Source organism: Ruegeria sp. N4, from assembly GCF_056531425.1.
In genome coordinates, this window is sequence record NZ_JBQFLT010000006.1 from 162,671 (window position 1) to 180,427 (window position 17,757).

Here is a 17,757-nt window from a genome sequence, read left to right on the forward strand (position 1 = left end):
TCAGCCCCCCGCGATCCGCCAGGGGAAAAACGGGTTGCGGGCATCGACCAGAGCTTCGGCAAGGTCAGGGCAATGACGACGCACCACATCGGCAAACCCGTTTTCGGCCACCCATCGAAACCCGGCCTCGGTATAGATTTCCGGTCGAAAATCATCGGTATAGAAGCGGTCGCTTTTCAGCCTGCGCGAGGCCATGAGGATGAAAATACGAAACGCCGTGTCCGAAAAGCCAAAGCGCGGCGGCTGGTTTTTCGACTTCGCCTCGGCCAATGTCCCGACCAGCAGATCGACCTTTTCGACGGTGCCATAGACCTCTTGCAGAGCGGACTGCCAATCGGGGTCATCGGTGATGTCTTCAAAGGTTTCAGGCCGCGTCGCGCCGATGGCGGCCCGGAAATCGGCATAGCGCGGCACGCCCCGCTCGCGGTCACGCAGGACATCAACGGCGGCGAGGTCGAGGAACACATTCGCCTCAACCTTCTTGTCCAGACGGCGCAGCGTTTCGGGGAAGTTGTTCAACACCAACGCGCCGGGATTTTCGGTCGCCAGAGAATACAGCACGTCGTCGAAACTCAGATTGTCATAGAGCTTGCGCGCGCCCGGCCCTGATACTTCGGTCAGCCCGGCGCTGTGCAGATGCGCGTTGTCGGAATGGCTGCGGAATTCATATGCGTCCGGCATCAAAGAGTGCAGCCGGTAGACCGAGCCGAACTCCTCGGTCATTGCATAGGGGCTGCCGTGATGATCCTGCGGGGAGCCCGGAATGCCCGACATCACCTCGCTGTCCGAGACCCGGCCCACCGCGTTGAACACGGTTTCGCCCATCAGGCCCCAGTAGTTGCCACGCATCGCCATGCGGCCTTCGGGGCTGTCCATCAGCGCGGGCGTCCATTCAACCGTGTGGATCTTGGCCATCAGCGCCGAATTCACCAGTCGCGCCTTGTGAAACAGCCAGTCTTCGCTTTCATCCGGATGATCGATGCGCAACCGCGCCACGATGGAATTATGCTCGCGCGCGAACAGAGTGTGCAGCACCGACAGCCCGGCCCACCAGTTGCCGTTGACACCTGCCAGTTCCTGACCTTCACGCTTGGCCTTTTTGTCGACGGGTAAAAGACCATCGTCCAAAGCAATTTCGGCCGATTTGGGCCGGCCCTTCAGTTTGGCGGTGCGGACGTAACGCAGACGTTCCTCGGTCGAGCCATAGATTTGCGATCCATCCCACCAGCTGGTTTCGACATTGCGGAAGGTAGGTGGACGGTTGGCATCAGCATCCGTCACCTGTTTGTCGGGCATCGTGCGCCGTACGGTCATCTTGCCGCCCGGCCAGTCGTCACCTTCGGGTAGCGGCACGTCCAACGGCTCGGCATCCGGATCGTTGGGGCCGTGGCTGAGCCAGTCATGCACCATGAACTGAATCCAGGCAGCCGCCAGCACGTTCAGATGTGGAACGGGTACAAATTCATGCCGTTTGAGAAGCTTTTCGCTGACCAGTCTGGGGCTTGGATCCATCAGATCCGCGTCGCTGGGCGGATAGGTGTCCTTGAGCGCGACATTGCGCCCGAACCGGGTGCCCGTCGCCCCCATGCGCGGCTGCGCCAGGTCATTAAACTGCCCGTCCGCGGTACGCCATCCGATAATGTCGAAACCCTCGGGCCGTTCGCCATCCAACGGCGCGGTTTCGGTATCGATCAGGTTGTTGTGCCGCAGGTTGACACGGTGGCCCAGAATAATCGCCAACGCAGGCAAAAACGGCCAAGCGTGCCAAACTCTAAATCTTTGAGAAATAGAGGCAAATCTGCCGAGCAGAGAGTCCAGAATTCTTTCGAACATCGAAAATGTCCTTAAAGACAGTGGGATAACAATAATCAAACTATTGTTTGTGCATATCACAAAATCCGTGACTTTGACAGTTGGGGGATTCCGCACTTTGATTGGCGGTCAGCGGTGTCGCGCCTTCGACCCCTGGTTGCTCCAGACCCCGAACAATTCGGCGGCCGCTGATTCCGTGCGGTCCGCGTAGATCGCGATGTCCATGGGCTCACGCCCCAACGCATTCGCCAGCGAGATCACCTCGCCGCTTTGCAATTCGCTGTGCACCATGCTGAAGGGCAGCCAACCGACCCCAAGGCCCTTGCGGACCATCTCGAGAATACCGGTCGAAAACGCCGTCTCACAAATCGGGTTGGTGCTGTACCCAGCCGTCCCGAACCGGCGTTCCTTTCGGCGCAGAACCTGCCCGAAATAGCTGTTGTCCGGATAGACGATTGCCGGCGCAGTGTCGGAAATGTCGCCCACGTCTTTCACCGCAAACCGAAGGGCCCCGCCCACTACAGGGATCAGATAATCCCGCCCCCATATTCCGCGCAATACGCCCGACCCGAACTCCAACGGCTCGGCCAGATCGGACTCGTAGCACAGCAGCATGCTGGCATCCTTGCGCAGGAACATGCTGACGCAGTCGCTTAGGTTAGCGGCATGCAGACGGAACCTGACGCCCGGCAGGTGCGACCGGGCCTTCAGCGCCATGTCCGGGAACCGGGAAAACACCTGCGCATGTTGTGCCGCGATCCTGACGGTGGTCGCCTTGGGGTCATGATGGGCAATTTTTGTGCGTAGCTCGCGAAGCTGGACCAGAAGCGCACGTATCTCGGGTTCGTTTGAAATCAGCGCGGCGCTGATCTCGACCCGGTTGGTTTTGCGGTCCAGTATGGTGACGCCCAGCCAGTCTTCGAAGGACCGGATACGCCTGGAAAACGCGGGCTGGGTGATATGTCGGCGCGCGGCAGCCCGGCTTAGATTGCCCTCTTCCAGCAGAACAAGAATGTCCTCTAACCATTGTGTATCCATAAAAAGCGCACCCCTAGCCAAAGCAAAAGTATGAGTAGCCGTACAAAAAAGCACTGTTTTTCTTCGATTTGATAGGAAACGCTTTGAGAAATCCCAATGGTAAGGACCTCAGAGCATGGCAGAGTCGGCAGAAATCTCGGAGAATACTGCGGGCGAAACCGCAGACCTAACCTTTAGCCTGTGCAAGGAGCTGTCGATCAGTCTGGCCCGGTTTCCACGGATTTCCTTCGGGCATCTTCCGACACCTCTGGAACCGATGGACAGGCTTAGCGAGGTGCTGGGCGGCCCGCGCCTTTGGGTCAAACGGGACGATTGTACCGGCCTGTCGACCGGCGGAAACAAGACCCGGAAGCTTGAATTTTTGATGGCGGACGCCGTTGAAAAGGGCGCGGACACGATCATTACCCAGGGCGCTACGCAATCCAATCACGCCCGCCAGACTGCTGCTGCGGCGGCCAAACTGGGGTTGGAATGTCACATACTGCTGGAAGATCGCACCGGGTCCGAGGATCAGAACTACATCATGAACGGAAACGTGCTGCTGGACCGCCTGCACGGGGCCTCGGTGTCCAAACGCGACGGCGGTGCAGACATGAATTCCGAAATGGACAGGTTGGCCGATCACCTGCGGAGCGAGGGCAAGAAGCCTTACATCATTCCCGGAGGGGGCTCGAACGCCATCGGCGCGCTTGGCTATGTCAATTGCGCCCGTGAATTGACCGAACAGGCCGCCAGAATGGGATTGTCGATTGATGCGCTGGTTCATGCGACCGGCAGTTCCGGGACCCAGGCCGGGCTTGTGGCCGGGCTGGCGGCAATCAAAAGCACCACGCATCTTCTGGGCATTGGCGTTCGGGCTCCGCAGGACAAGCAGGAACAGATGGTGTTTGAACTGGCGACCAAAACCGCAGCGCATCTGGAACTGGACGCGCAGATCGCCCGCTCAGAAGTGCGCGCGAATTGCGATTATGTGGGCCCCGGCTATGGGCTGCCGACCGACGGGATGATCCGGGCGGTCAAGCTGTTGGCCCACACCGAAGGGCTGCTGTTCGATCCGGTGTATTCAGGCAAGGGCCTCGACGGGCTGATCGATCAGATCCGCAAGGGTTATTTCGACGGCATGAGCAATGTCGTGTTTCTGCACACTGGTGGAAGCGCGGCCCTGTTTGGGTATTCCGATGCCTTCGGACTGCCCGGTTACACACCATAAAAACAAGAACAAAACAAAAAGCGACCAACAAGGAGAGATCACTATGTCACTGAAAAAAACCCTCATCGGCGCGGCGCTGCTGACCACGTTTGGGGCGACCGCTTATGCCGAAGACGTCAAGATCGGCGTGCCGTCCTGGACTGGTGCTCAGGCCATCGCCTATGTGCTGGGCGAGATCGTCGCCACCCGCATTGGCGGGACGGTCGAATATGTTCCCGGCAATAACGCCACGATCTTTCAGGCGATGGATCAGGGCAAGGGTGACATCGATGTTCATCCGGACGTCTGGCTGCCGAACCAGGAGAGCTTTACCAAGAAATATGTGGATGAGGCAGGCACAGTGACGCTGTCATCAAATCCATACGAAGGGAACCAGGGGTTCTGCGTGTCCAAGGATTTCGGTCAGGCCAACAACATTACCGACATCGCAGATCTGGGTCGCCCGGATGTGGCCGCGCTGATGGACAGTGATGGCAATGGCAAGGGCGAGATGTGGATTGGCGCGCCCGGCTGGGCGTCGGCAAATGTCAACGAGGTCAAGGTGCGCGACTATGGCCTATTGGACTTCATCGAACCGATCCGGGCCGAAGAAAGCGTCAAGACCGCACGCATCAAGGACTCGATCGCCAAGGGCGAAGGATATGCGTTCTATTGCTACAAACCGCATGCGGTGTGGTTCATGTTTGATGTCGAGATGCTGACGGAACCCACCTATGACCCTGCTAAATACGTGATGATCCAACCGTCCGACGATGCCGACTGGTACGAAAAATCCAATGTGGCAACGAAAGACGCCCTGAAGCAGGTTCAGATTGCATGGTCGAACTCGCTGGCGGACCGCTCGCCCGCCATTGCCGAGTTTTTTGCCAACTTTGCCTTGACCGCCGATGATGTCAGCGGTCTGGCCTTTGAAATCAGCGCCAATGGTCGCGAACCGGCTGATGTTGCGAAGGACTGGGTCAATGAGAACTCAGACCGCGTCGACACTATGCTGGGGCTGTAACCGCCCAACTGAACTGCCGGTACCGGTTTCGGCCGGTCCCGGACCTGATCTCTTCAAACAGTGGCGCAAAAATGAACGCAGAAACCGTCATCGAGATTTCGAATGTTTGGAAGATTTTCGGGGCCAAACCACAGGCCGCACTGCAAGCTGTTCGCGAGCGCAACCTGAGCAAGGCCGAGGTACTGGCCGAGTATAACTGCGTTGTCGGTGTTGCGGATGTCAGCCTGTCGGTGAACCGGGGTGAAATCTTTTGCATCATGGGCCTGTCGGGCAGCGGCAAGTCGACCCTTGTGCGCCATTTCAACCGTTTGCTGGAACCCACCGCGGGCAAGATCGAGATCGAAGGCACCGATGTGATGGCGTTGGGCACGAAAGACCTGCAGCACTTTCGCAACCAGAAGATCGGCATGGTGTTCCAGAACTTCGCGCTGATGCCGCACCGCTCGGTTCTGGACAACGTGGCGATGCCGCTGGAGATCAGGCAGGTCGCCAAGAATGAACGGATGCGTCAGGCGGCGGCGATACTGGACATCGTCGAGCTGGGTGCCTGGGGGTCCAAATTCGCCCATGAACTGTCCGGCGGGATGCAGCAACGTGTCGGCCTTGCACGGGCGCTGGCGGCCAATCCGGATGTTTTGCTGATGGACGAACCGTTTTCGGCCCTTGACCCGCTGATCCGGCGGCAATTGCAGGATGAATTCATCCGACTGTCGAAAATCCTCAAAAAGACAACGGTTTTCATCACGCATGATCTGGACGAAGCCGTTCGGATCGGGGATCGTATCGCCATCATGCGCGACGGCAAGGTTGTGCAGATGGGCACGGCCGAAGATATCGTCATGCACCCCGAAGATGATTACGTCGCCGACTTTGTCGCCGGGATATCGCGCCTGAAAGTGGTGCATGCCAAGGTCGTCATGCGCCCGATTGAAGACTGGACGTCCCGGAACGGCCCCCTGCCCGCAGATCTGCACCGCGTCAGCAGTGATGAGACGCTTAGCAATCTGATCAATCTGGCCATTGATGATGACAATCCCATCGTCGTGGCCGACGCGGGTGCCGACGTTGGCGTCATCACCCGCGCCGACCTGCTGCGTACCGTTATCGAAGGGACCGAGGTGTCATGAGGGACGAAAATATCAATCCGCTGGAAGACACCGAAAGCGAGGCCGCGCTGGCCTATGCGGAAGAGCGCAAAGAGAACATTCGCACCTTTGTTCGCACGCATCCCGACTATTACATCGCCAATTTCGACAAGGTCGGTGCCTCGGCACGGTTTACGCCGACCTTCAACTTTTTCGCGGGCCTCTTCGGGCCGATCTGGTTTGGTGCGCGCGGCTTGTGGTCCTGGGCGCTGTGCTTTCTGATCATCGAGGCGATAGGCTTTGTCCAGATCGCCCGTGGCCTGTTCGGAGATCTCGCCTCGGACGCGATGGCCCGTATCGCGTCTATCGAGGGCACCTTAGAGTTACGCAAACAACAGCTTGCGGCGGCAATCGAGGCGGGCTCGGACCGGGTGGACGCGTTCCAGCGCGCGGTGGATGGGCTAGAGGCGAACATCGGCGGCATTCGCGCCGAGGCCGAGGCGCTGGCAGAGCAAGGCCCAACCATCGCCCTGACCGGCCTTGTCATCCTGATCATCGCCAAGGCGGCGCAGTCGGTGATGGCCAACTGGGCGCTCGAAGCTCGGTTTTCCGAATGGCTGTCGGACCGGTCGATCCGATCCGGGATGCCTGTATCCCAGATCGTGTTCAGCGCGGTGTTCATGGTTCTGATCGTGACGGTCGCCATGATCAACTACAGCTTTCCGGGGCGTTTCACGATCCTCAGCGATTTTCCGACGGACCCGGAATTCCGGTTGCTCAGCATCGACGGGGTCGAGGCATTCTTCAATTGGGCCGTTCTGAACGGCGAGGCGCTGTTCGACGGGATCACCTATGCCATCCGTCTGGTGCTGGACGCGCTGGAACTGGTTTTTGTCAGCACCCCGTGGATCGTGATTGCGTCGCTGATAATATTGCTGACCTGGCTGACGGCCGGTGTGCGAATGGCGATCTATTCCGGAGCGTTTCTGGCCTATATGGGCCTGCTTGGGTTTTGGGAAAAAGCCATGACAACGCTTGCTTTGCTTGGAACGGCGGCGTGTCTGTCCATCGTCATCGGAATCCCACTGGGCATGTTCGCGGCACGCCGTCCCCGGTTCTATGCTTTCATTCAACCGATCATGGATTTCATGCAAACCATGCCCGCCTTCGTATTCATGATCCCGGTAATTGCGTTCTTCGGAACAGGCAAACCCGCTGCCGTCGTAACAACGATGATTTTTGGCGGCACCCCGGTGGTACGCCTGACCGTTCTTGGTCTGCGCGGCGTCCCCGAAAGCGTGCGCGAGGCGGCGATCAGCTTTGGGGCCAACAAATGGTATCTGCTGACCAAGGTCGATCTGCCATTGGCCAGCCCGTCGATCCGGGCGGGAATCAACCAGACCATCATGCTGTCGCTGGCGATGGTGGTTGTCGCCTCGCTGATCGGTGCCAAGGGGTTGGGTGAGGATGTTCTGGAGGCCCTGCAATACGCCAATGTCGGACAAGGTATCCTTGCAGGGTTCGCCATCCTGTTCTGCGCAATGATCCTGGATCGCATTGTTCAGGGCCAGCGCAAGTGACGCCCCTTGTTCTGGTGCATGGCCTAATGGGCGGCAGCCCGCAGTGGAACTTGCAATACAAGGCCCTTTCAGACCATTTCGAGGTCGTCGCCCTTGACCTGCCCGGCTTTGGCAAGAACGCGCATCTTCCCGCGATAGGCCGCATTGATGGTCTGGCCGACTGGGTGACCGCGCATCTGCACGCGCGCGGAATAGACAGGTACCACCTTCTGGGCCACTCGATGGGCGGTATGGTGGCGCAAGAGATCGCTCGCGCTGATCCAAGCGGCGTGCAAAAGCTGATCCTGTACGCGACCGGTGCAATTGGCGTCCTGCCCGGACGGTTTGAAACCATCGACGAAAGCAAAGCCCGCGTTGAACAAGACGGCGTCGCAGCCACCGCAAGCCGGATCGCGGCAACGTGGTTTGGGGAAACCGAGGCCGCGCCCCGTTTCAAGGATTGCGAAACCGTGGCCCGAATGGCCACGAAAGACGCCATTCTCGCCGGTCTGGATGCAATGCAAGATTGGTCCGGAGCAGAACACCTGCAAGACCTGCAACAGGAGGCGCTGGTAATCTGTGGCGACCGGGACCGAACCTATTCGTGGGACCAGACGCATCTGCTTTGGTCCAGTATTCCCAACGCCAGCCTGTCCGTGATCCCCGGATGCGCGCATGCGGTACATATGGAGAAGCCCGCGCTTTTTAACGGCATTTTGCTGGACTACCTGGTGACCGGTTAACTTGAACGACCAGCGACCCAACCCGGCTTGAAATTAAATTACGTTATCGCCCGTGAAATCGAAACAACATGACAAGGCCATCATGATCGTTTAGGTGTTCACTTAAAACGAAAAGAAGACAAAGTTACCGAGAACTCTGTGGAACAGGTTGTTTTTACGTTCGAGATGGGAGTCGTTTGCGCGCTGTTGGCGTTTACCGTGTTCCTGTTTGTTTCAGAAATCGTCAGGATTGATCTTTCGGCCATATTGGTGCTCGTTCTGGTTGGCCTGCTGAGTTATGCACCGGGTCTTGAGAACCTGGCGGATGTCTCTCACCTTTTCGATGGGTTTGCGTCAAACGCCGTAATCTCGATCATAGCGGTTATGATCGTGGGTGCCGGGTTGGACAAGACCGGCATCATGAACAAGGTCGCGGCTGTCATTCTGAAATACGGCGGTACTGCTGAAAACCGGGTGTTGCCAATCGTTTCGGGCACGGTCGGCGTCATCTCATCCTTCATGCAAAACGTGGGCGCGGCGGCGCTGTTCCTTCCTGTGGTCAGCCGCATATCCTCACGGTCTGGTATACCGCTTTCGCGTCTGCTGATGCCGATGGGCTTTTGCGCCATCTTGGGCGGCACGATGACAATGGTCGGGTCATCGCCGCTGATTTTGCTGAACGATCTGGTTGTGACCGCGAATGAGGGGCTGCCGGACGATCAGAAAATTCAGCCGTTTGGCCTGTTCTCGGTCACTCCGATTGGCGCGGCGCTGATCCTGACCGGGATCGCGTATTTTCTACTGCTTGGCCGATGGGTACTGCCCGGCGACACCGGATCCGACAATACCGGCACCAGCCAAGGCACGCAGGAATATCTGCAACGGGTCTACGGCCTGAAAGCAGATGTTTTCGAGGTTGTGGTCCCCGCAGACAGCCCCTTAGTCGGTCAGGTGTTGGCTGACATCAACCACGAAAACCACCTGTATATCATCTCGACCTTCTATCGCGGCAAAACATCGATGGTGCAGGTTCTGACGGCCGAAATTGCCGCGCCATGTCGGTTGGCCATCATCGGGCGCCGCTGGGTGGTAGAGGAATTTGCCCAGAAGTTTGGACTGAAGGTCCTGCCCGAGTTGGACATTTTCGTCGAAGAATTCGCACCCACAAATGCCGGTATTGCCGAAGTGGTCGTGACACCCGACAGCAAACTGATCGGGAAATGCCCCCGCGAGTTGTTGTTCCGCAAGACCTACGGAATGTCCCTGCTGGCCATCCACCGGGGCGAAGAGACACTCAGCCATGTCGAAACGGACACGCACGAGTCCACGCAGATCGGTCTCGAAACCTTCAAAGCAGGTGACATGCTGGTGGCACATACCAGATGGGACAACCTGATGCGGATCACGCAGGATCCTGACTTTGTCGTGGTCACATCCGATTTCCCTCAGGAAGAGTTGCGCCCGCAAAAGGTTGGCTGGGCGCTGGCCTTCTTTGCGATTTCCCTGTCGTTGATTTTGTTCACCGACGTGCGGCTGTCGCTGTGCCTGCTGACCGGTGCCGCCGGAATGATGCTGACCCGCGTGCTGAGCGTGGATGAGGCGTATCGCGCCGTGGGATGGAACACCGTTTTCCTGCTGGCCTGTCTGATCCCCTTGGGTCAGGCGGTGCAAAATACTGGCACGGCGGCGTGGATCGCCCAACAGATCATGGTTCTTTTGAATGGCTGGCCGATCTGGGCGCTGCAGGCCGGTGTCGCGATACTGGCCACAGCGTTTTCGCTTGTGATGTCAAATGTCGGGGCCACCGTATTGCTTGTGCCGCTGGCCGTGTCCATTGCAGTTGCCGCCGGAGGAAACCCGGCTGTTTTCGCCCTTACGGTGGCCATTTCCACCTCAAACAGCTTCATCATTCCGACGCACCAAGTGAACGCCCTGATCATGGGGCCTGCCGGCTACAAGGTCATGGACTTTGTGCGATCCGGCGGCGTGATGACGATACTGTTTTTGGTGGTTTCGATGTTGATGCTGAACTTGATTTACTAAGCTTGAAAAGCTGGCGACTTCATTCGCCACTCTGCTCAGAAATCATTTTGGCAGTTGGCTTGGCCCCCACGTCGTCAAGCATTCTGATAACTTCGGCTTTCCAACCTGCCTTGATCTTCAGGGCCAGTTGCGACGGCGGGCGGTGTTCCGGTTCCAGAATTGCGTATTCATACCGAAGGGGGTTTGCGAACGGCAGGAACACAACCTTTCCGGCAGACAGGCCCAGTTCCTGTTCCGTCGCGACGGTCAAAGGGTCCACGATTGTGCAGCATTGGCCCGAGCTTACAAACGGGATAAGGGGCAGAAAATACTGGCAGGTCACTGTCGAGTTGTAGCGGGCTGATACCTCCTGAAACTTGCTGCGAATCTTGTGCTGGAACGGGTGCGTTGCGTGCAGCCCACCCATCGGAACCCCGTCGAGGTCCGAGATCGAGATACTGCCGCGCGCAGCCAGCGGGTTGTCCCGGTCAATGGCACAGAAACAATCGGCCCGGATCAGCTCGGCTGAATATTGCGGCTCTTTCCCAGTCGCGTGTTCGAAATCGGCAAAGCCAAAGTCGATATTCTGCGTCCCGGCAAGCTCCATGATCTGGGGAGAACTGCGGGTGGACAGCGTGATGCGGATCTCCGGGTTTTCTCCGACCGACTGGCTGATGAAACGCGGGAACAGAAAGGCCGAAGGCCCCGGCATCGTGGCGATGTTCAGGCTACCGGAATGGCCCTTGATCAACCCCTCCATCGTGCTGGAGATTGCGGCGAGACGGTCCAGAATGCCGGTGGTTTCGGCCAGCAGGTAGTGCGCCTCGGGAACCGGAACCAGCCGCCTGCCCTTACGCTCGAACAAGGTCAGGCCAAGGGTTTGTTCCAGGTTCTTCAGGGCCAGGCTGATCGCGGGCTGGGTGCGGTTCAGTTTTCTGGCGGTCTGAGAGATGGAGCCGGTTTCCATCACCTCGCGAAAGACTGTGAGCTGCGTCAGGTTCATTCCTGTCGTATAAGCCAAACTTTAGTTTTGTGAAATATAACAAATTTGTATTTATGCCATTTGTCTTTACGCTTTTGGGATCGAGGTTCGGTCAAACCGAATCCCACGAACCAACAACGGAGACGACGATGAAACTCGTGAAATGCCTGACAGGTCTGGCTTTGGCTGGCGCGCTGGCCGCCCCAGCGCTGGCGCAGGATCCGACCTTTTTCCGTATCGGCACCGGCGGGGCCGGTGGAACCTATTTCCCCATTGGCGGCACCATCGCAAACGGTATCTCTGCCCCTCCGGGCTCGCGCCCCTGCGAGGAAGGCGGCCAATGCGGCGTGCCCGGTCTGATTGCCATCGCGCAATCCACCACAGCGTCGGTGTTCAACAACGCCGCCGTCCAGAATGGCGAGCTTGAGGCCGGTCTGGCCGCAGCCGACGTGACCCGCTCGATGTATCTGGGCGAGGGTAAGTTCGAAGGCAAGCCCCACCCCAACCTGCGCATCGTCGCAAACCTGTTCCCCGAGGACCTGCATCTGGTGCTGCCAGCCGGTCAAACGATCAACGATCTGAGCGATCTGGAAGGCAAGCGCGTGGGTATCGCGCAGGCCGGTTCCGGCACGCAGGTTGCCGTGTTGCAGATGCTGGACGCCTGGGGCGTCAATCGCGACAACATGGACGAGGCCGAGCTGAACAACAGCCAAAGCGCCGAGCGTCTGGCCGATGGTCAACTTGACGCCTATTTCTACGCCGCAGGCTGGCCGGTTGCCGCGATGGTGCAGCTGTCCTCGACCAAGGGGATGAACCTGCATTCCTTCACCGACGAAGACATGGCCAAGATCAATGAGATCATCCCGGCCTATATCCCCTCGACCATTCCGGGTGGGGTTTATGAAGGCATCGACGGTGAGACCAAGACCCCTGCGGTCAGCGCGATGCTGGTTGTGTCCTCGGAATTGTCCGACGAACTGGTCTACGGCCTGACCAAGGCGCTGTGGAACGACAACACCCGCAAGCTGCTGGACAATGGCCACGCGAAAGGCAAGCAGATCACGGCTGAAACCGCGCTGGACGGTGTCGAGGCTTTGGGTGTTCCGCTGCATCCGGGGGCCGAGAAGTTCTATAAAGAAGCCGGTCTGCTTCAGTAATCGCAACCGACTGAAACCTGTCGCCGGTGCCCCTTATGCGGGGCACCGCATTCTGGAATTATGCGAAATCAGGGGGCCATCATGTCCGAGACCCAGAAACTTGATGACCACGAACTGACAGCCGAGGAACTGGCGGCCATCGAGGAACAGTTCGACGAAGGTGCCGCCGTCCGTCAGGTCACGCCCGCAATGGGCAAGGTGCTGCGCGTCGTTGCCCTGATCTTTGCGTTTTACGAATTTTTCACCGCAGGCTTCGGCCTGCCCGCCGATCACTGGCATATGGGTATCTATCTGGCCCTGCTGTTCATTCTGGTCTACGCCACCATCCCGATTGTGGGCGCCAAAAGCCTTTATGCCCTCAAGATCAGCCGCTTTCGGATCGGCAACATCCCCCTTTATGATCTGGTTTTCATGGGGTTCGGCATCGTCGCCGCGCTGTATGTGGGCGTTGCCTGGCGCGGCATCCCCTTTCTGGGGATCGAGGAACAAACCTTTCGCATGGGCAACCCGAATGGCTATGACGTGTTCCTTGGCGTCGTCATCATCCTGCTGGTGCTGGACATCGCCCGCCGCACGCTGGGCTGGGTGCTGCCGCTGATCATCTGTGTCTTCATCTCATACGCGCTGCTGGGGCCGTATTTCCCCGGCCTGCTGCAACATCCCGGCGTGAATTTCAAAACCTTCGTGTCGTCGATGTATTTCCCACAGGAAGGCATCTATGGCGTCACACTGTGGGTGGTTTCGACCATCGTCTTCCACTTTGTCCTGTTCGGCGTCATCGCACAGCGCACCGGATTGGGGCAGCTTTTCATCGACAACGCAACGATTTTGGCGGGCCGTTATACCGGCGGTCCGGCCAAGGTGTCGGTGGTATCCTCGGCGTTTTTCGGCACGATCTCGGGGTCTTCGGTGGCCAACACCGTGTCAACCGGCGCGCTGACCATTCCCAACATGAAGCGCCTTGGATACCCCGGCCATTTTGCGGGCGGGGTCGAGGCCGCGTCCTCGGCCGGGGGTCAGATTACCCCGCCGATCATGGGGGCCGCTGCCTTCATCATGGCCGAGTTCCTAGAGGTCCCCTATACCACCATCGTCATCGCCGCGATCTTCCCGGCGATCCTGCATTATGTCGGCGTCTTTGCCGTGGTGCACCTGATGGCGCGCAAGCTGAACCTGAAAGGCTTGGCGAAAGAGCAACTGCCTCAGCTCAAGGCCGTCTGGGCCGAGGGCTGGGCCAATATCGTGCCGCTGATCGGTCTGCTGGTCGTGCTGTTTACGGGCTACACCCCGTTCATGTCCGCCTTCTGCGGCATATCGCTGGCGGTGATTGCGGGCATGTCGCGTCTAAGACACCCTCCGACACTGATTTACGCGGCGGCGTTTCTGGCCTTTGTGCTATGGAAATTCTCGGATGGCGGGTTCGACCTGACCATGACGGCCATTCTGTGTGGCCTGTCGCTGATCGCGACCCTCAACCCCCAGAAACGGATCGAAGTGCCCGAGATGCTGGCCGCGGTCGAACTGGGCGTGAAATACTCGCTGGCCGTGGGGGCCGCCGCTGCCGCTGTCGGCATCGTGGTGGGTGTGATCAACACCACCGGCATCGGTTTCCGCATTGGTTTCATGGTGACGCAGGGCGCGGGCAATTTGGCGGCGGATCTCTACAACATGATCTCGTTCGGCAGTTTCCAGCTGTTTGCCATGGAAGACCTGCAATTGTTCATCTCGCTGGTATTCATTGCCATCGTTTGCATCCTGATGGGCGCAGGCATCCCGACCACCGCGCTTTACATCATGCTGGTCTCGGTCGCGCAGCCCGCGCTGGCCCAGCTTGGCGTCCCGCCGATCGCCAGCCACCTGTTCGTGCTGTATTACGGCGTAGTGTCCGAGATCACGCCGCCTGTCTGCACATCCGCCTATGCGGCGGCGGCGATTGCCAACTCGAACCCGTTCCGAACCGGATTGTCGGCTTTCACCCTTGGGCTGGGCAAGGTCATCGCGCCCATGGCATTCGTCTATGCGCCGGTCCTGCTGTTCGTGTCCTCGACCGGGTTCAATCTGTGGGAGTTCAGCTATACCGCAACCAGTTGCATCGCCGGGGTCGTGGCCCTGTCGGCGGCGGTGGTGGGCTATTGGCTTAAGCCGTTGAACATGGTGTCACGCATCCTGATGGCCATCGCCGGGGTGATCTTTGTCGCGCCAAGCCTGACCGCCGATCTGATCGCGCTGGCCGTGGCCGCTCCGGTCATCGTCACCCAACTGATCGCGCGCAACCGCAGCCATTCCCCGGCCTGATGCGATGACAGAACAGGTGACCATCATCGGCGCAGGGATCGTCGGCATTTGTTGCGCCCTTTCGCTTCAGGAACGCGGCATTCCGGTGCGCCTGATCGACCGGGGGGAACCGGGGCAGGAGACCTCGTTCGGGAATGCGGGCGTGGTCTCGCCCTGGTCGATCATCCCTCAGGCCATGCCCGGGGTGTGGAAGCAACTGCCCCGGATGCTGCTGAACCCCAAAAGCGCCTTGTCAGTGCGCCCGAGTTTCTGGCCAAAGATGATCCCTTGGGGCCTGCGGTTTCTTGGCAATTCGACCGAAAGCAAAGTGCGCAGCACGTCAGAGGCGATGGAACTGCTGTGCCGCCCGTCAATCGACCTCTACCGCAGGCATCTGAATGGAACAGGCCACGAAGACCTGATCGCCGACAGCTACTATGTGCATGCGTTTCGCCGCGCGGAAGATGCCAACTTGAACGGTCTGGATTATCGTATCCGCAAGGAAAAAGGCGGGCAGATCGAGCGGGTCGACGGGGCCGAGCTTCGGCGTATTGAACCGGCCTTGTCGCGGGATTTCAAAGCCGCCGTGTTGATCAAGGGACAGGCGCGGGCGCTGTCTCCGGGCCGCATTGGCGGGGTGCTGGCCGAGAAAGCCCGCACTCAGGGTGCCGAGTTTGTCAGAACCGAAATCAAGGCAATCTCGCAGGCCCCTGATGGGCGCTGGGACCTGACGACCTCGGGCGAAACGATACAAGTCCGCCACATCGTCATGGCCGCAGGGGTGTGGTCGGCAGACCTGCTGAAACCGTTGGGCATCAAGCTACCGCTGGTGGCCGAGCGCGGGTATCATATCGAGTTTCCGGACGCCCACAGCACGCTCAACCATTCGGTGATGGACGTGGACGCAAAGATTGTTGCCAGTTCCATGCAGGACGGCCTGAGGGTTGCGGGAACGGCCGAGTTTGCCCAGATCGACGCCCCCCCGGACCCGCGCAAAAAGGCACTGCTGACCCAACAGGCGCAGGCGATGATGCCGGACCTGAACCCGCAGGGTGCGCGGTTTTGGATGGGGCGGCGTCCGTCCTTTCCCGACAGCCTTCCGGCCATTGGCCAGGTGAACGGCAAATCGGGCATCTATGCCGCCTTCGGGCATTCGCATTACGGATTGATGATGGCCCCAAAGACCGGAGAGCTGGTGGCCGATCTTTTGTCCGGTCGGCGGCTCAACATCGATCTCGATCCGTATTCACTGGGGCGGTTTTAAGCACCCTGCCCGCGCCGCCGCTTGACTACAGAAAGGAACACCCATGCCGGTTTACAATGGCGGACAAAATATCTGCGGCGCGTCCATTGGCGTGCTGTGTCTGGAAAGCTATTTCCCCAAGCCGCCCGGCCATATCAAGAATCCGTCCAGCCTGCCCTTTCCTGTGCTTTATGAAATGATCGACGGCGTCACCGTGCCGGACCTGTTGAATGACCCCAGACCCGAATTGTTGGACCCGTTCATCAAAGGCGCACAGCGGCTCGAGGCCGAAGGCGTGCGCGCAATCACCGGCAGTTGTGGGTTCCTTGCCTTGTTTCAAAAGGAACTGGCCGCCTGCGTCTCGGTCCCCGTGTTTGCCTCAAGCCTGATACAAGTGCCGCTGGCGTTCCACATGACCGGGGCCAAAGCGCCTGTTGGCGTGTTGACCGCAGATGCCCGGGCCCTGACGCTCCGCCATTTCGAAGGCGTCGGAGCCGCAAACATCCCCGTCGCCGTAAAAGGGCTGCAAGACACCGAAGAATTTGCCCAAGTGATCCTGCGGAACACGCGGACACGCATGGATACCGACCTGATCGAGGCCGAAGTTCTGCAAGCCGCCCGTGACCTGCAACGCGAAACGCCGGGTATCCGGTCTGTGGTGCTGGAGTGCACCGACTTGCCGCCCTACGCCGCGCAAATACAGGACGCGCTGAAGCTGCCGGTCTTTGACCTGACGACGCTGGCGCAGATGGCGCACGCGGTTTCGGTGCGATCTGCGTATTCTGGCGTTATGCCTTGGGCTTAATCATTCGTTGCTACCCTGACGCTCGCTTTTGGACCGCCTCCGAACTAGACGTTAACGTGGATCGATAAGGCGATGAGCGTGGCAAAAGGTGTTTGAGGTTTCTCTGGAACTGTCCCTGTTGATGATCGCCGTATTTCTGGGCGCGTTGCTTCAGGTTGGCATCGGCATCGGGTTTAGCATTCTGGCCGGTCCGCCCATGATGATCCTGCTGGGGACGGCAACGGCGGTTCCAGCGCTGTTGCTGCTTAACACAATCGTTTCGGTGGTCGCCACGGACTGGCGCATCGTCACGGCTGAACGACGCACAATCACAACGGCGATTTTCGGCTGCCTGATCGGCGTGGTTGCGGGTTTGATGGTCTATCCATGGCTCAGCGAGGCCTTCGTGCTGGCCCTGACCGGATTGCTGTTGCTGATCGGCGTTGTCACGACCCTGCTTCCGATGCGGAACGCAATTGGCGCGACCGGCTTTGCTGCCGTGTCCGGGCTATCCGGTTTGGCGACCGTCTGGGCGGCGACACCCGGGCCATTGATGGTGTTCGGGCTGATCGCACGGGGTTTTGAGGCCCGGGCGGTGGTCCTGCTGGTACAACCCATCGCGCTGGTCGCCTATGGCGCGGCGTTTCTGCTGCATGGCCTTTCCGACTCGCAATCGATACCATTCGGCCCCCGGCTGTGGGCTTTCGTGGCCATCGCAATTCTCGGCAGTCTGGTCGGACGCGTGGTCAGATCGCGCCTGCCCCAACCCCTTGTCAGTACCGCGATCCGGGCCATCTCGCTTTTGGCCTGCTATGTTCTTTTCCAACGCACGTATCTTGTCGCATGAACTTTACAGGTCGAACCCG

14 protein-coding genes are annotated in these 17,757 nt (G+C 59.1%); 11 read left to right on the forward strand and 3 right to left on the reverse strand.

All coding sequences use genetic code 11. The features are described from left to right. Together ACR0LW_RS11505 and ACR0LW_RS11510 are read right to left on the reverse strand one after the other, a co-directional pair. The gene (locus ACR0LW_RS11505; RefSeq protein WP_480882724.1) at nucleotides 1-1,740 is read right to left on the reverse strand and encodes a peroxidase family protein; all 1,740 of its coding nucleotides are present in this window, start codon (nucleotides 1,738-1,740) and stop codon (nucleotides 1-3) included. Between the two features lie 201 nt (nucleotides 1,741-1,941). After that, nucleotides 1,942-2,850 carry a LysR family transcriptional regulator gene (locus ACR0LW_RS11510; protein ID WP_170451788.1) on the reverse strand — a complete coding sequence of 303 codons (909 nt, stop codon included), beginning with the start codon at nucleotides 2,848-2,850 and terminating at the stop codon, nucleotides 1,942-1,944. Nucleotides 2,851-3,046: 196 nt separating this feature from the next. On the opposite strand from ACR0LW_RS11510, the gene cuyA reads away from it, so the two are divergent. The 6 genes from cuyA (at nucleotide 3,047) to ACR0LW_RS11540 (ending at nucleotide 10,472) form a co-directional block, all read left to right on the forward strand. Beyond that, a complete protein-coding gene (gene cuyA / locus ACR0LW_RS11515; RefSeq protein ID WP_480872216.1) occupies nucleotides 3,047-4,060 on the forward strand; it encodes a D-cysteate sulfo-lyase in 1,014 nt (337 codons plus the stop codon). A gap of 43 nt (nucleotides 4,061-4,103) precedes the next feature. Further along, complete coding sequence (locus ACR0LW_RS11520) at nucleotides 4,104-5,063, forward strand: ABC transporter substrate-binding protein (protein ID WP_480882725.1); 960 nt, start codon at nucleotides 4,104-4,106, stop codon at nucleotides 5,061-5,063. 71 nt (nucleotides 5,064-5,134) lie between these two features. Continuing rightward, nucleotides 5,135-6,190 carry a quaternary amine ABC transporter ATP-binding protein gene (locus tag ACR0LW_RS11525; protein WP_480882726.1) on the forward strand — a complete coding sequence of 352 codons (1,056 nt, stop codon included), beginning with the start codon at nucleotides 5,135-5,137 and terminating at the stop codon, nucleotides 6,188-6,190. Beyond that, the gene (locus tag ACR0LW_RS11530) at nucleotides 6,187-7,728 is read left to right on the forward strand and encodes an ABC transporter permease subunit (protein WP_170517472.1); all 1,542 of its coding nucleotides are present in this window, start codon (nucleotides 6,187-6,189) and stop codon (nucleotides 7,726-7,728) included. Before ACR0LW_RS11525 ends, ACR0LW_RS11530 begins: the two co-directional genes overlap by 4 nt. Continuing rightward, nucleotides 7,725-8,450: an alpha/beta fold hydrolase gene (locus ACR0LW_RS11535; RefSeq protein ID WP_480882727.1), complete on the forward strand. Its 726-nt coding sequence runs from the start codon at nucleotides 7,725-7,727 to the stop codon at nucleotides 8,448-8,450. Before ACR0LW_RS11530 ends, ACR0LW_RS11535 begins: the two co-directional genes overlap by 4 nt. Nucleotides 8,451-8,588: 138 nt before the next feature. Continuing rightward, nucleotides 8,589-10,472: an SLC13 family permease gene (locus ACR0LW_RS11540; RefSeq protein WP_480625770.1), complete on the forward strand. Its 1,884-nt coding sequence runs from the start codon at nucleotides 8,589-8,591 to the stop codon at nucleotides 10,470-10,472. Nucleotides 10,473-10,491: 19 nt separating this feature from the next. Here ACR0LW_RS11540 and ACR0LW_RS11545 read toward each other — a convergent pair whose 3' ends face one another. Continuing rightward, nucleotides 10,492-11,454: a LysR family transcriptional regulator gene (locus ACR0LW_RS11545; RefSeq protein WP_480882728.1), complete on the reverse strand. Its 963-nt coding sequence runs from the start codon at nucleotides 11,452-11,454 to the stop codon at nucleotides 10,492-10,494. A 128-nt stretch (nucleotides 11,455-11,582) separates the two neighbouring features. Between ACR0LW_RS11545 and ACR0LW_RS11550 the strand changes: the two genes are divergently transcribed. From ACR0LW_RS11550 to ACR0LW_RS11570, 5 genes are all read left to right on the forward strand, one after another. Next, entirely contained in the window at nucleotides 11,583-12,590 is a 1,008-nt protein-coding gene (locus tag ACR0LW_RS11550) for a TAXI family TRAP transporter solute-binding subunit (RefSeq protein ID WP_170451802.1), read from the forward strand. An 81-nt stretch (nucleotides 12,591-12,671) separates the two neighbouring features. After that, a complete protein-coding gene (locus ACR0LW_RS11555) occupies nucleotides 12,672-14,885 on the forward strand; it encodes a TRAP transporter permease (RefSeq protein ID WP_480882729.1) in 2,214 nt (737 codons plus the stop codon). A 4-nt stretch (nucleotides 14,886-14,889) separates the two neighbouring features. Continuing rightward, the gene (locus tag ACR0LW_RS11560) at nucleotides 14,890-16,128 is read left to right on the forward strand and encodes an NAD(P)/FAD-dependent oxidoreductase (RefSeq protein ID WP_480882730.1); all 1,239 of its coding nucleotides are present in this window, start codon (nucleotides 14,890-14,892) and stop codon (nucleotides 16,126-16,128) included. Between the two features lie 43 nt (nucleotides 16,129-16,171). Then, entirely contained in the window at nucleotides 16,172-16,912 is a 741-nt protein-coding gene (locus ACR0LW_RS11565) for an aspartate/glutamate racemase family protein (RefSeq protein WP_480882731.1), read from the forward strand. Nucleotides 16,913-17,000: 88 nt separating this feature from the next. After that, nucleotides 17,001-17,738, forward strand: coding sequence for a TSUP family transporter (locus ACR0LW_RS11570; protein WP_480882732.1), 738 nt, complete (start codon nucleotides 17,001-17,003; stop codon nucleotides 17,736-17,738). Nucleotides 17,739-17,757: the final 19 nt, after the last annotated feature.